Source organism: Novosphingobium sp. BL-52-GroH (genome assembly GCF_044813085.1).
GTDB lineage: Bacteria > Pseudomonadota > Alphaproteobacteria > Sphingomonadales > Sphingomonadaceae > Novosphingobium.
This window is the reverse complement of sequence record NZ_CP171150.1, coordinates 240,264-253,959: the sequence shown is the minus strand read 5'-3', so window position 1 is coordinate 253,959 and position 13,696 is coordinate 240,264. Positions and strand designations below refer to the sequence as shown.

Here is a 13,696-nt window from a genome sequence, read left to right as displayed (position 1 = left end):
GATACGCGGTTTTATCGCTTCACCAAACTGGCGCTCGGCTCAATCAGCATGGCGTAATTAAGGCATTTTACAAGGTGGTGTAAGCGATGAACGTCCCGAAAAAGAGCTAATAGGCGGTGCATATAGTCAAGAAGGTAAATCTCTCTTTTTTTCTCGCGCTCCATACCCTCTATCTTCGGGTAATATGTTATGCATTGCGTGATGTCATTGTAATCAATTTTATTGTGAGCGATTGCGTTCCGCAATTCATTGTCGTGAGAAATTTTATCAATGGTATGCCACGTACTATCGAGATCCTGAAGTTTATTTCCAAGCGCTACGTCTGCGTATTGATTCAAAGAAGATGGTGACAACTGTTTGCCAGATTGGCTCGTTCTCACAAAGAAGGCGTTATGGTCGCCACGTTCAATGAGATTACCCATGCCTGCAAGCAGTACGAGTTGTCGGCTCAAGACCTCTGCCATGTCCTTGTAGACCTCGCGATACTCTTCGAAATCTTGCGAACTCACCCGCATGGCCACTTTTCCCGTGCCGTAGGTGCTATCAACATCCAGAAAAAGGGCAGGCCGAAGAGGTAGTTCAGCATTGAAAATCGGCTTGTAGATTCTCAAACAGTCACGCTGGAGGTTGGCTAGAAATTTAGTGTCGAAAAGCTCTTGCATGAATTCGGCCATAGCCGTCTTTTTCGTGGTCACTAAATCGATAATTGTTTTTGTATATTTATCGACCAACGATTGAGTATCGCCGGCTAGAAGAAAAGGTCCAGTATATCTGCTTACCACAGTGTACAGGGCGGCGTTGATATCTTCCTGTTTCTTTGATTTAACATTCACCTTAAAATGCTTGTCTGCATATGCGATGAATGGGTTAACAAGCCCCTTGGTATATTTAGATATTAGCTCAACGACTTGCGGGTATTTGGAATATTGCCTATTTATTGTTTCAAGACGATCGCGATGGAAAGTGGCCTTCTCTCCGCCCGATCGGCCAACCGCTTGCATGTAAGGCGTGTTCCCCATGACATATTTTCCGAATACCACCGGAAAATCGAGATGAAGATCAACGAAGTCTAATGCAGGGTCGAACATTCCTTCTAAAGGAATTTCAACCGCTCCATTAATTTTGTAACTTAGGCCGTTATTTTTGTATAAATTGGCAATGTTTGTCTTTCCAGCCATCATCGCGGCCGTGATTTTATTATCAAGCCCCATTCCGTCTTTATTGACGACCCAAATTCCAATTCGACTTTCGCACTTTTTACAAGAAAACTTTAGCGGCTGCACATCGCGATTGCTCATTCCAACTCGGCAGTTGGTCAAATTTGCACATTCGTTGCAGCGTAGGCACATATTGATATTCAAAGCGTCCCCCCTCGCGTATTAAGCGATTGTCCACTACGCGTGAAATATCGTCATCGTCAATTGCAAGGGGCCCGCCTAAGTATCCTCAGGCGGGTTACTCTTCCTCATCCGCGTAAAGGAGCGCCGGCGCTTCTTCATGCGCTTTTCAACCTCAGTCGCCCGCTTGAAAAGCAATTCAGCATGCACCATTCTGCGGTTCCAATGCTTATCGGATCGTTAGGGGACTGTCTGCTCCTGAGGACCCAAAATCGGCCTCTGAACGGCCAACAAGGGTCGGGAGCGCAGTGGACAATGAAATTACCGATCAGCGCCGAGCGCTTGGTCAAGATCGCCATTTATGCCCTGAAATCTTGCAGATCACGTGCCTCGCACCGTCATGTGATCCAGCTTGAAATGGTCTCAAAGTGCCACTCTTTGCCGTCAAGCCAGAACAAGATTGTACCGCCGGTCCAACCGGTCGACCAAATCGCGTAACCGCGCGACTTCTCACGGTTCATGACCAGTGCGGGCAACTCAATTAGACGGAAGTCGGGCGATCGCCGTTGCAGGGCCTCTTCGCCTTTCTCACCGTAGACCAGCACGGGCATCGGCAAAGGGATCATGCAAGCCAAGTCAGCGGGACGTCCCTTGACGAACAGCGGCCATTTCTCGCCAGTGGAAACGCGCGTGATCCCGGAAAGCAACGGTGCATCGGGACTGCGGTCGATTGGTTCGCGGATCGCGGCCTCATCAATGCCGCTGAGCATCAGGAGAACTTTTCGACGTACCGTTGCTACCGGATCAGTAGCTTCCTCCTTGCAGGAGACCACATCCGAGCCGACCACGAAGGGAGCTTCATCTACGGCTGCATCGACGCCCAAATGAGCGGAAACAAGATCGGAAATGCCGTCGCCATTACTGTCTTTGCTCAGCATTTCGATAGGAATATCCAGCCATAGGTTCGCCTCTTTTCGCAAGGTGCGCAACCCCACGGGGGGATAGGAAATGCTGGAGGTGTCCAGCAATGCGTAGGTGACTTCGATGTGAAGGTGATCGCCCTTCAGCAGTGGCAGCTTAGATGCCGCCGTTATCACGTAGGGGAAACGGACGGAAAGCCCGGTGTAGAGCGCCTCTCCCCACGTCTTGCCACCATCGTCGCTAAGGTGCACCCAGTACCCGCCGCCGCCAACCTCACCGCCGCGATCGAAGGCACCGGACTGGCTGAGGGCAACGGCACGAGTTCCTTCACTCTCCCAGCGCACGGGCTCGAATCCTTGGGGCAACGCGGCCCAGTGCTTGGGCAATTTGCCTTCCCCTGCTTCGGCCACTTGCTTGACTGAACGGGCAGTGATCAGTTGTGAAGGCAGTTTATGCTGAGTGAACGCCGGATAGATCGGCTCGATCGGTGGCCGGTCCATGTAGGCGACATTGGTGTCACCTGTGTCGAAGGCTGCAAGGCTGGCGGTGCGTTCGTCTTCGATTAGTGTCGCTATGGAATCCCATTCGGGCAGATTGAGCGCCTTTAGCGCATTTCGCGCCGCGACTTCCTCATCGTCTCCATACGACGAGGGTTTCAGGTCATAGGCGACCGAACGCTTGGCATTGGCACAGACGCTGCCGGCCACGCTGACGTCGAAGAGCTTACAATAGAGCCGGGCAAGCGGTGCATTCGCATTGGAACCGCTCGTGCTGAAACTGGTTTCCAGCATCGGATAAGGATCGCTTCGCTGTCCATCGATAGCCCACGACAAAATCAGATTGCCGATGTCCGGATCGCGTCCGGGGGCATTTTCGCTTTCTCCGCACCCCTCCGCGGCCTTACTTGCATCCTTCGCCGTTCGGGCCGCAAAAAGACAATCAACCAGCCTGCGTTTGACCGGCAACTGCGGATCGGTCTCGATGAGCACGCGAGCCTCATCCTTGCGATCCGCCAAGTACAGCGCGGCAGCAAGGCTTGTGGTCAAGCTGACGTCGCTGGCAGGGGCGAAGATTACGGGAATGCCATCGATCGTGGCGGAGAAGCCTGCTTGCGTATCATCCTGCATCGCTCGGCGCCCCGCTGGATCGAGCGCATCATATAGCGCAAGTCCACGTGCGTCGGAGCCTCGCGCAAACGCATCTGCAATTGCGTCGCGCGTAAGCGCCAGCGTGAACGCGCGCTGATCGGGCTGTGCGAGATGCTGTTTGAGCTCAGGCCGGAGAAGCCATAATGTCAATGCGCTTTGCTTCTGAAGCAGGCTATCCAATAGGGCGAGATCGGCGACCCGGTGTGGGGGATCAGTTCGGATCGTTTCCAGCAACGGCCCGCTGCAACCGGTTATGGCGGCAATCGAACGCAAGGTTGCGGGTCGGTTCGCGCCGGTGCCGGGCAGCGTGAGAAGGCTGTTGTCACAGACATTGGCTTCGTCGAGGGTAAAAGCTGCGAATTGCACCAAGAGGGGATCGTAGTTGGCCTGATCAAGCGCCTTATTGATCCCGGTGATCAGGCGGGCGCGGTTGCGAACGTCTGCGGGTTCATCTCCAAAAAATTCATACTTGTGTGTCCACACCAAAGCCCAGCTACGCACCAACTGGCGGACGGGACCATCGGGCAGTCCGAAACGCTGCGCCATTTCATGGCCGGCAGCATCAAGATCATTTTCGCCAAGCGAAGCGAGCAGAGCACTCGTCCAATTGCGAAATGCGTCTGGTGCCGTTGTTCGAATGCCTTTGGCAATATCCTTCTTCGACGCCAGGAGGCCTTTACGAAGCGTCTTATTATCGACTGCAAAAAGATTCTTGGGTGTGTCGAGACCGGCATCCCCCGTCATCACTTCCTCGGAGACGACATCCACGCTCACATCGTCCTGCGCGGTTCCAGATGACGGCAAGCCGGCGGCAAACATCAAAGCGAGCAGACGGAGGCTCGATTTCAAATTTGATCTCTGCAATTTGCCCCGCCCATCTTATCCCACGATTCAGTTCGTACAGACTAACGCGACGCAATCCGATGTCGAGGTCACGGATAGAAAGATCCGATGTTGCCTAGAGCGTACTGAGCATTAGCAACACGTTTTGACAGTATTCCCCCGTAGCCTCAAACGCTGTGCGTCCGTGACCGACCTGAGTTGGTGGCCCGAATCCGAATACCGGTCGGTCTGCCTCTTAGGAATGGAACTCGGCATTTTTGCGGTCGGCCAGGTCGGTGAATGACCCTTTCGGCAGCGGGCCACGGTTGCGATGGAATGTGGGCCTTGCGTCTATCGACAATCTCCAATAAATGGGCGCCAGCCAATATCGGCCTGTTTTTGAACAAGGAAAGGAGAATACCATGCGCGCAGCATTTGATCGCGACAAAAACAACTTCTCATTTCCCTGTGTTCAGGAACAGATTGCATGGGCAATTGCCTCAAGGGCGACACCTCTCGCCTGATTGCTTTTCGCGGCTTTCGCGCCGCTGATTTTTCCAGACTTTCCGTCTTTGCCACTCCTCTTTTTGGGGAGGCTTGTCATGCGTGATGACATGTTCAAGGTGATCGTCGAACGCCCCCGCTGGGGTGCGGGCCACGCCGCTTCTCCCAAATTGAAAAGGATCCCTCAGACCGACGCACGCCATATCGGTCTCAAGCGCCATGCCGGCATCGGTGCGCCCTACACCAAGTCATTGAACGAGAACCTCGCCCCCTTGGTCCGCTACCTGCGGCGCCAGCGCGGCCGCCGGTGGGACGCCGTCTTCAGCGAAATCTGCGCCAAGCTTGACACCGGCAGCACGGTCAAGATGCACGTACGCGAACATCTCGAGGATTTCGTGCTGACCCGCATTTCGATCGGGCGTTATGGCGAATGGATGTTCGAAGGCCATGTTCTAGGGCGCCGAGGCCAGTGGTTCCGACGTCGTGAGCTGTTCGTCGATCCGCGTGACGGGATTCTCAAGGACATGGCCGTGCTTGAGGCGATGCTGCTCTCTGGAATGGTCAATGAGCGGGGAGGCGCGCGATGAGTTCGATCTCCCTGATCGCTAGCGATCCATCGCGGTTCGATCCGCTGTCGCTCGACCAACTCCTCGCAACGGCAGATTACGAGGGTATGGTCCGCGTTGTTGGCCTACCTGATCTCCACGCCGGCAATGGTATTGCCGTGGGGGCGGCCTTCTGGTCACGGAATCGCATCTGGCCCCATCTGGTGGGCAGCGACATCGGCTGCGGCATGGCCTTATGGGAGACCACTTCGCCATTGCGCAAATTCCGGCTCGGCAGCGTGGAGCGCAAACTACAAGGGTTGGACGCTCCCTGGTCGGGCGATGGCGAAGCGGCCCTGAAAGAGGCCGGATTGCTGCCCGAACTGGCCAGCTCCGCACTGGGCACCATTGGCGGGGGCAACCATTTCGTCGAATTCCAGCGGATCGAGACGGTGGCGGACGAGGCGCGCTTTGGCGCCCTCGGCTTGCGGCACGACCGGGTCTGGATGATGGTGCACAGCGGCTCGCGAGGCCTTGGGCAAGCCGTCCTGCAAGCCCATCGCCAGCCGGAAATCAGCCATGGAATACCTGCGAACAGCCCGGAGGCTGCAGCTTACCTTGCCGAGCACGACGTTGCGTTGGGATGGGCGGTTGTGAATCGTCAGATCATCGCCCGGCGCTTTTGCGAAAGTCTCGGCATCGGTGGCCGGTCGGTGCTGGACATTTGCCATAACAGCGTGACGCCGCATCAAGGCGGATGGCTGCACCGTAAGGGGGCTGCGCCTGCTGATCGGGGTCTGGTCACTATCCCCGGCTCGAGAGGGGATTTCAGCTATCTGGTGGAGCCCATAGTGGACGATGCCGACAAGGCCCTCCATTCGCTGGCCCATGGCGCAGGCCGCAAGTGGAGCCGCAAGGATGCCCACGCCCGCCTCTCGCGCCGTTTCAACGTCGCGGACATGCAGCGCACCGCGCTGGGCAGCCATGTCATCTGCGAGGATCGCCGATTGATCTTCGAAGAGGCTCCCGATGCCTACAAGGATATCGCCATGGTCATCGCCGATTTGGAGGGAGCAGGCTTGATTCGTGTCATCGCCAAGCTTCGTCCCCTCCTCAGCTACAAGACGAGGGCGGCATGAGCGAAGTGATCCTGCACATCACGGCGGGCAAGGGCCCCAAGGAGTGCCAATGGGTAGTGGCACAACTGGCGCGCGCTTTCGCGAAGGAGGCCAGGGGCATGGGCCTTGAATGCGAAGCACTTGATGGTTCGGAAGATTTGCCGTCTTCTATAATCCTGCGCATCGTGGGCGAGGCGGCATCGGCCTTTGTGGCGAAGCGCATAGGTCCCAACCAGTGGATCGGGACCAGCCCCTTCCGCCCCCGCCACAAGCGGCGGAACTGGTTCGTCGGCGTAGCGCTTGCACCCGAGCCTGATGCGATCATCGATCTGAAGGATGAGGACATCGATTATCAGGCGATGCGTGCCAGCGGCCCAGGTGGCCAGCATGTCAACAAGACGGACAGTGCGGTTCGGGCCACGCATCGGCCAACTGGTCTTGTGGCCACGGCCCAAGAGCAACGATCCCAACATGCCAACCGGAGGCTGGCGCGGTTGAAGTTGGCGATCATGCTGGAAGAACGGCGTGGGCAAGTCAATGATGACGCAAGAAGATCCCAATGGCAGGCCCATCAGGACCTCGAACGCGGGAATGCGGTAAGGGTCTATTCTGGGGATAGATTCGTGCTGAAGGAATGAAGGTCGCTGAGCCGGGCGGCATGCCCGCCCGGCTCAGCGACCTCACCTTTAAAGCGGGTCGAGTACCGCCTGAACTCGTATCTAGGACTCGCAATGAGTGTCCAGCATGGAGGGCTTCCATTAACTAGGAACTGTCGGCATAGCAGAACGTCTGCACCTGGGGATTGGAAATTGGCTGCTGAGAGTCCTAAAAGGGTCGACATCCGAAGGGGGAGAACTGGGACATTCCCGCCATCCTCGAAAGGCTTCCCGAACGGCCGCTTCAGCCGCTAGCGGTCAATCGCTCTAATCCGAAGCAGCTACGCGAGCCCATACCGAAGCGCCAACAGTATAAAAGCGCGACATCGAATACTTGTCGAGCATCTGCGCCCGCCCCTCTTCTCCCAATGCCTGCAATCGGTGAGGGTCAATCAGGGCCTCGCGGAGCGCCGAGGCCAATGCAAGTGGGTCGTCCGGCTCAGCGAGCCAGCCATTGATCTGCGGTTGAACAGTGAAGGCCAACTCCCCCACCCGTGAAGCCACGACCGGCAAACCGGCCGTCAACGCTTCGTGAGCAGCAATACAAAAGCCTTCACGTCTCGATGGCTGGACATAAAGATGCAATTGCGCCAGAAACGCTGGCGCGTCCGGCACATAGCCTTCGAGCCGCAGTTCTCTGACCCCTGCTTCGCAGGCCAATGCCGTCAAACGCTGGCGTTGTGTTCCATCCCCTCCGATGGCGAACTCGAAGGGAACTGGAGCCCGAAAGCCCTCCGCGCGCAGCCTTGCCAGCGCCGCGATCAGTACGTCGTAGCCTTTGGCGGGATGGAGCCTGCCTAGACTGCCGATGCGCAGGACTTCGCCAGGTTGCCATGGCCGCGCCTGCGCCATGCCGGGATCGGCGGCGTAGATCGGCCATGTCGCAAGACGATCCAGCTCCACGCCCAACCTCTCTGCGGTAAGCTCCGCCACGACACGCGAATCCGCGACCCACAGCGCAGCTTGCCCCTGCAGCAGCCTAAGCAGCCGCTCGTTCCATGGTTTCAGGAAAGCATTGTGCTGCCACGACACTACGGGAACACCCAATCTCGGGCCGATCAAGAGGCCCAGGATCGTCGCCCGGGTGAGAGAGGTCCACAGATGTGTCGGACCCCAACCGCGCAACTCTCTGTCAAGCCAGCGGGCTGCGGCGAAGTGGTCGGTTTCCCCGCCCTTGCGGACGACGACGTCGAGATCGGCCGCTTCCATGGCAGGCTGTGCCCGTCCATCGCGTCGCGTCAGCGCAAGGACGCGAACTTGCGCGCCGGCGCCGCGGAGCACATCGAGGATCGCGGGGACAGGCAGCGCCGCCCCGCCCCCTTCAAGCGAATTGATGACGTAGGCAACCCTTGGCACGGTGCTCATTCTCCGCTGGTCCGCCAGACGAAGATCGCAAGCAGGGCGCTGGCGACCATTGCCTGCGCGATCGCCTGGATGCCCGCGCCCATCAGCCCGAAGTGCCGCAAGAGCCACGGCAGCAGCGGCAGGAAGGCGAAACTCGACAGCAAATTGGCGCACATCGAACGAGCGGGATGCCCAAGTGCCGTAAGCGCGGAGGTGCACGGCGGCCCGGTCAGCGAAATTGCACGGGCCGCGACCAGCGCGATCATCACGCCTGCCGCCGCGTCAAAAGCCGAACCGGCCATGAGCTGGATGATCTGCGCGGGGAAGAGTGTGACGATCAAGACCACCGGCACCGCGGCAAGAAGCGCGACGCCAACGACCTTCAGGAGCGTCTGGCGCAGCGCCTTGCCGCTGTGCCCAACCGCGACGATGTGAGCCAGCTCGGCGTAAGAGGTATTTCCCAGAATCTGCGCCGGCTGCGCGAGGATCACCGTGGCGCGCTGAGCCACCGCGAAGAGTCCGGCCATCGCCGGGCCCATCACCCAGCCGATCACCAGCGGCGCGACACGGCCCGTCAGGTCACCGAGCGTGACATCGGCATTGCTGGCGAGCATGAAGCGCCAGATGCCGGCGTTGTCGGCGGTGACGCTGCCAGCCTCGGGTCGAATAATTGATCGTCCGAAGCGGCGCCCCGCCATCCAAAGGCCCAGCCCCCACATTGCCGCGAATTCAGCGAGTGCGGCCAGCAGCCAAGCGAACATGAACGACTTCACGCCCCATCCGCAGCCGATGACGACCAATGTACCGATCAGGCGCATCGTAGGCTGGACAAGGTTATGCAGGCCCAACAGATCGAACCGGCCGCAGAGTTGCAGGAGACCTGCCGGCGTTGACCGCACCGAGCCCAGCACGGCAAAGGCATAGTACGGCGCGAACGCCATGGCCTTGGGCGACCAGCTAAGATGCGGGCCGACGACGGGAACGAGCGCCATCGCGGTGATGACTGCTATCGCGCCGCCGGTGAGTTCGACCTTGGCCCCGAACCACAGCAGCCGCGACAGCCGGTGGGTCTCGCCCTTGCTGTCGGCCTCGGCGCCGTAGCGCACGATCGCCTGCCACGACGGAAACTCGATGATACCGCAAACCGTCGTTACGTAGGCGTGAACAAGGACGAGGACGCCGTAGTCCTTGGGGCCGAGATACCGCGTGGCCAGCAACAGGTAGCCAAGGCTCAGAATTCCCGCACCCGCCTTGCCTCCCAGCACGAGCCCCAGGCTCGCAAAGATGCGGCCGACCCTGCCGGTCGTTACATTCGTCACGAGCGAGCTGCCCGAGGATTTTGCACGAAGTGCGGCCGCCCGATCATCCTGCACTTCTAACTGCTTGCTACCCGGCATGACCAGTCTGCTCAGGCGGGGACGAGTGTTAGATGGCGGTTCGTGCGGCATTGCCGTTCGGCAAAGGACGCGACGGCGTAGGCTGCACGGATGGACGAGGGCGTGTCCTCGAGGTCGAAACTCTGCGCAAACAGGTCTTCCTGGACTGCCCGGTAGCGGGTCGCATGGAGTTCGTCCGCACGCTCCAGCGCAAGTGGTAACTGGTCCGGGCAGGTGATTACCTCCCCGGCCCTCCAGTGCTGAAAATTGGGATCGCCCTGCCAAACATGCCCGTGGCTGTTGAGGAAGATACAAGGGCGCGGCTTAAGGAGGAATTCGTAGACCTGGCTGCTGGCATCGCCGAGGTAGATGTCAGCGGAAAGCGTATAGCTCATGTCGGTCGAAGCGCGACTGCCGAGGTCCACCTTGATGTTATCTCCGCGAAGGAAACGCGACGGTATCTCTCCCGCTTTGTCTACCGTCAGCCGGTCAATCGTGACGACGAACTGGCGCTGGAACAGCATGACGTGCGGCGCGAACAGCAAGCCGTGGTCACTGCGCCCGAGGAACTGTTCGAACACGGCGTGGCCGTGCCGATACCACGAGGACAGATACGGCGAGGGATGCGGATTGTAGAGCACAACTTGCCCGGCCGTTGGCAAGAAGCGCACCCTGCTGCTTTCGCGTATCAGGTCGAACTTGGGATAGCCGACGATGGAAATAGCATCTCGGTCCAAGCCCGCCTCGGCGATGAGCCGGTCGCGGATCTTTGGCCCAGAACACAGCACATGGTCGAAGCAGGCGCTGGCCTTATTGAAGCCGATCGCCCGGTCGCCGGCACCGTGGCGGGTATGAATGATGCCCAGGTTCGTCAGCCCATAGCGCTTCTTGAGGATCAGCGACGTCTTCTCCGCCACGACGAGCACGTCGAGGCTGCGGAAAAAGGCAAGATTGTCACGATAAATAAGCAGCTTGCCCGCCGGAACCACTTTGCCGAGCACCGCATCCATGCGCCGGGACAGCGGCGAGGGCTGCAGTTCCACATGCTCGATGGCCGTGCCGATATGAGCGCCGCCGATACGGCGCACCTCGGCCGCCAGCGCCGCGTTGGTCGTGGCGACCACGATCTCCCCGCCAAAGCCGATTTCCACGAGGGCCAGGGCGATCGGGAGACTATGGGCGACTTGATGAATCTGGTCGTGGTTGAACAGAAATCCGATGCGCATGACGCCTCGACTCCACGGCGCTCGGATACCCGCACCTCCTCGAGCAGAAAAGTTTACACTTTCAGGCCGCCTGGGGGTTACGAACGACTTGGCCGTAGTCCGCGAAAAGCCCTGCGAAATGCTGGACATTGCTGACGACGCCGCTGGCGCCTTGCGCGTAGCGAGGTTGCTCGCAGAACGTCTTGATCGCGCTGGTCAGGGAGAAAAGGTTGCCAGCCTTGTAGGTGAACCCGGCGCCGCCCCCAGCGTGGTCGGCCGCACCGCCGCTGTCTGGAACGATCACGGCAGTACCGCTCGCGCGCGCTTCGGCGCCAACCATGCAGAAGGTTTCCGCCTCGCAGCCGTGGACCACTGCATCGGCGCTGGCCAGGATCGCGGCAAAGGCGACACGGTCGCGCTCCGGCTTAAACAGGCGGACGTGCGGATTGCCGCCGATCGCGCTGCGGATGGACCGCCTTTCGCGGCCTTCGCCGAACAGCACCAGGCCGACCGGCGTGTGGAGGCTGGCGGCGGCGACGGCATCGACCACCATTGGCCAGCGCTTTTCCGGAGCGAGGCGTCCCGCGGCCACCAGCAGGCGCGCATTTTCGTCGAGGCCGCAGGAAGCTAGCAGCCGGGCACGCAGTTCCGGGTCGCGGCGTTGGGGCGAGAAAACGCCGGTTTCCACGCCCAGCGGATGGACCCGAACCCTCGCCACGCCGCCATCGCGGAGCCGGCCGGCGAGATCGTGGTTTGCGCAGACCGTCATGTCGAAAGCCTGGCCGAGATGGCGCAGATGCTCCCAATAGCGCTCGAAACTGCGGTCGATGGAGGGGCGGGAGAGCATCGGTTCGAACCAGCGGTAGGCATAAGCGGAGAGCGGATCAGCGTGCATCACCAGGCTGCGGCGGGCTCTGCCATGCCAGCGGGCGACCATCGATGGGCTGCGCCAGGGCGAGGAAACCTCCACCACATCAGGCATTTCGGCGTCCAAAGCCGCGTGCAGCACGGTTTCGTCGGCGAAGTAGCCGTACTTGCGATCGAGGGGGAAGCGGGGGGATGGGAGGCTTATTATGCGGGCTCCGGCGCCACGGTCGACGGTCGAACGCGTTTCTCCTGGGACGATCACGACGATCTCGTGGCCCAGTTCGGGGCCGATTCGGAGCTTCTGCTCGATGTAGGTGCGCACCCCGCCGCCCTGCGGGCTGTAGAAGGCGCAGACGTCGACGATCTTCAAGGATATCGGTCCTTTACTTGAGTGGCGCGACGCCGAGGCCGCTGCGATAATTCAACATGATCCGGAGCCTTGTCGGCCCCGGTCCCGCCGTGAAAGCGACCTTGGCGGCCTTGGGCTTGCTCCAGCCCAGCTTCGGGTTGGACGAGAAGCCGATGCCGTCGACCCGCCAGCCGAACTGGCGGTTGCCGTCCCGGTCGTGGAGCAGCGACGCCGCGTAAATCCCAGGTTTCGGGACACGAATGCACAGCTCCACGGGTCCCGAAGGCGGCACCGGCACCTCGATCCTGCGAAAGACCTTGCCCGCGCCCAACAGGACATTGTCGTCCGCAAGGAAGTCCTCGTCGTTCGCGGGATAGACCTCGAGCTTCAGGTTGCCCTCGCGGTCCTTGAGCCCCGCAACCGAGACCAGCAGCGAAGGGCCCCGCTCATTCCGGCCGCACTGCCCCTCCTTCTTCCCGAGATCCGGCGAGGAGGGCATCGTCGCCGCCGACAGCATCAGGGCGGCCGCCGGCAAGCCGAGCCGCATCATCACGCGGGGACCACGCGGCGGACCAGGTCCGATGCCACCAGCCCCAGACCGAGCAGCAGGTGGACCAGCAGGATGGCGGAGGCCATCATCGTCATCAGCGCAGCGATGTCCGTCTCGTGGCCGAGCGTGAAGACGGCGACGCCTGCGAAGACGACGTCCTTGTTGGGGATGAACGGCAGGCGCGAGATCAGCAAGCGCAGCGTCGCCAGCAGCAGCCACCACATCACCGGGACCGCCGGCAGTACCATGTGCCACAGCACCGCCGAGAGGATCGTTGTGACGACGATACGCAACAGGTGCATCGCGGTGATGAAGCCCAGTACCTCGCGACCCAGCGAGAAGATGCGGCGCCGCAGCGCCATAGCCGCGATCGATGTGGCCAGAACCACCGACAGCGAGAACATGACGGCGCGGTTCTCGAAGCCGATGGCGGTGGAGCCGAGAAAGGGCCACAGCCCGACCAGCAGGACCAGGGTCACCCCGTTTCCGGCCATGGCCGAGAGGATCGACACATCCTTGATGGCCCCGAAGGGCGCCGCCGTCATCATGCTGCGCTGACGCGCCCAGGTGTAGAAATAGGCCTCGCCCAGATAGCCGAGCAGCAGTTCGTTGCAGACCAGCTTGCGCAGCAGCGCGGTGAACCCCTCGACCGGAAGCTGCCAGAGGCGGCGGTAGATGAGCCATTCGCTGGCGGGACCCGCGAGGTAGCTCCCGGCGAAGACCATCCAGAACCCGGCGCCGCGTGGCACCATGGCGAGGATCTTCGCCATATCCATGCCGCGTAGTTCGAGGACCACGCCCAGCGCGATCAGGATCGAGAAGACCACCGGCAGCAGTGCCGTCCCGCGCCTCCACGAAAACGTGTCCTGCGCACGCAACGTGACGGTGGGTCGGTCCGGGGCCGGGTCGCCGACGGGCGCCGCGGTCAGGAGGGAGGCGGTCTGTAGCACAAGG

At 60.3% G+C, this 13,696-nt stretch carries 11 protein-coding genes; 3 read left to right on the top strand and 8 right to left on the bottom strand.

Annotated elements, in window-relative coordinates; all coding sequences use genetic code 11:
- Positions 1-11 precede the first annotated feature (11 nt).
- Together ACFFDA_RS08875 and ACFFDA_RS08870 are read right to left on the bottom strand one after the other, a co-directional pair.
- Complete coding sequence (locus tag ACFFDA_RS08875) at positions 12-1,298, bottom strand: hypothetical protein (RefSeq protein ID WP_404478329.1); 1,287 nt, start codon at positions 1,296-1,298, stop codon at positions 12-14.
- Positions 1,299-1,735: 437 nt separating this feature from the next.
- Positions 1,736-4,255, bottom strand: a complete 2,520-nt coding sequence (locus ACFFDA_RS08870; protein ID WP_404478755.1) for a hypothetical protein — start codon at positions 4,253-4,255, stop codon at positions 1,736-1,738.
- Between the two features lie 575 nt (positions 4,256-4,830).
- Between ACFFDA_RS08870 and ACFFDA_RS08865 the strand changes: the two genes are divergently transcribed.
- The 3 genes from ACFFDA_RS08865 to prfH are packed head-to-tail and all read left to right on the top strand — an operon-like array spanning position 4,831 to position 7,033.
- The gene (locus ACFFDA_RS08865; protein WP_404478754.1) at positions 4,831-5,319 is read left to right on the top strand and encodes a hypothetical protein; all 489 of its coding nucleotides are present in this window, start codon (positions 4,831-4,833) and stop codon (positions 5,317-5,319) included.
- Positions 5,316-6,416, top strand: coding sequence for an RNA ligase RtcB family protein (locus ACFFDA_RS08860; RefSeq protein ID WP_404478753.1), 1,101 nt, complete (start codon positions 5,316-5,318; stop codon positions 6,414-6,416). Before ACFFDA_RS08865 ends, ACFFDA_RS08860 begins: the two co-directional genes overlap by 4 nt.
- Positions 6,413-7,033: a peptide chain release factor H gene (gene prfH / locus ACFFDA_RS08855; protein WP_404478751.1), complete on the top strand. Its 621-nt coding sequence runs from the start codon at positions 6,413-6,415 to the stop codon at positions 7,031-7,033. Before ACFFDA_RS08860 ends, prfH begins: the two co-directional genes overlap by 4 nt.
- 285 nt (positions 7,034-7,318) lie before the next feature.
- Here prfH and ACFFDA_RS08850 read toward each other — a convergent pair whose 3' ends face one another.
- From ACFFDA_RS08850 to ACFFDA_RS08825, 6 genes are all read right to left on the bottom strand, one after another.
- Positions 7,319-8,416: a glycosyltransferase family 4 protein gene (locus ACFFDA_RS08850; RefSeq protein WP_404478750.1), complete on the bottom strand. Its 1,098-nt coding sequence runs from the start codon at positions 8,414-8,416 to the stop codon at positions 7,319-7,321.
- Positions 8,413-9,792, bottom strand: coding sequence for a lipopolysaccharide biosynthesis protein (locus ACFFDA_RS08845; protein WP_404478749.1), 1,380 nt, complete (start codon positions 9,790-9,792; stop codon positions 8,413-8,415). The genes ACFFDA_RS08850 and ACFFDA_RS08845 overlap by 4 nt, the downstream gene beginning before the upstream one ends.
- Positions 9,793-9,803: 11 nt before the next feature.
- The gene (locus ACFFDA_RS08840) at positions 9,804-10,997 is read right to left on the bottom strand and encodes a hypothetical protein (RefSeq protein WP_404478748.1); all 1,194 of its coding nucleotides are present in this window, start codon (positions 10,995-10,997) and stop codon (positions 9,804-9,806) included.
- Positions 10,998-11,058: 61 nt separating this feature from the next.
- Entirely contained in the window at positions 11,059-12,213 is a 1,155-nt protein-coding gene (locus ACFFDA_RS08835; RefSeq protein WP_404478747.1) for a glycosyltransferase, read from the bottom strand.
- A gap of 13 nt (positions 12,214-12,226) precedes the next feature.
- Positions 12,227-12,742, bottom strand: a complete 516-nt coding sequence (locus ACFFDA_RS08830) for a DUF2141 domain-containing protein (RefSeq protein ID WP_404478769.1) — start codon at positions 12,740-12,742, stop codon at positions 12,227-12,229.
- Positions 12,742-13,692, bottom strand: coding sequence for a hypothetical protein (locus ACFFDA_RS08825; RefSeq protein ID WP_404478746.1), 951 nt, complete (start codon positions 13,690-13,692; stop codon positions 12,742-12,744). The genes ACFFDA_RS08830 and ACFFDA_RS08825 overlap by 1 nt, the downstream gene beginning before the upstream one ends.
- Positions 13,693-13,696 lie beyond the last annotated feature (4 nt).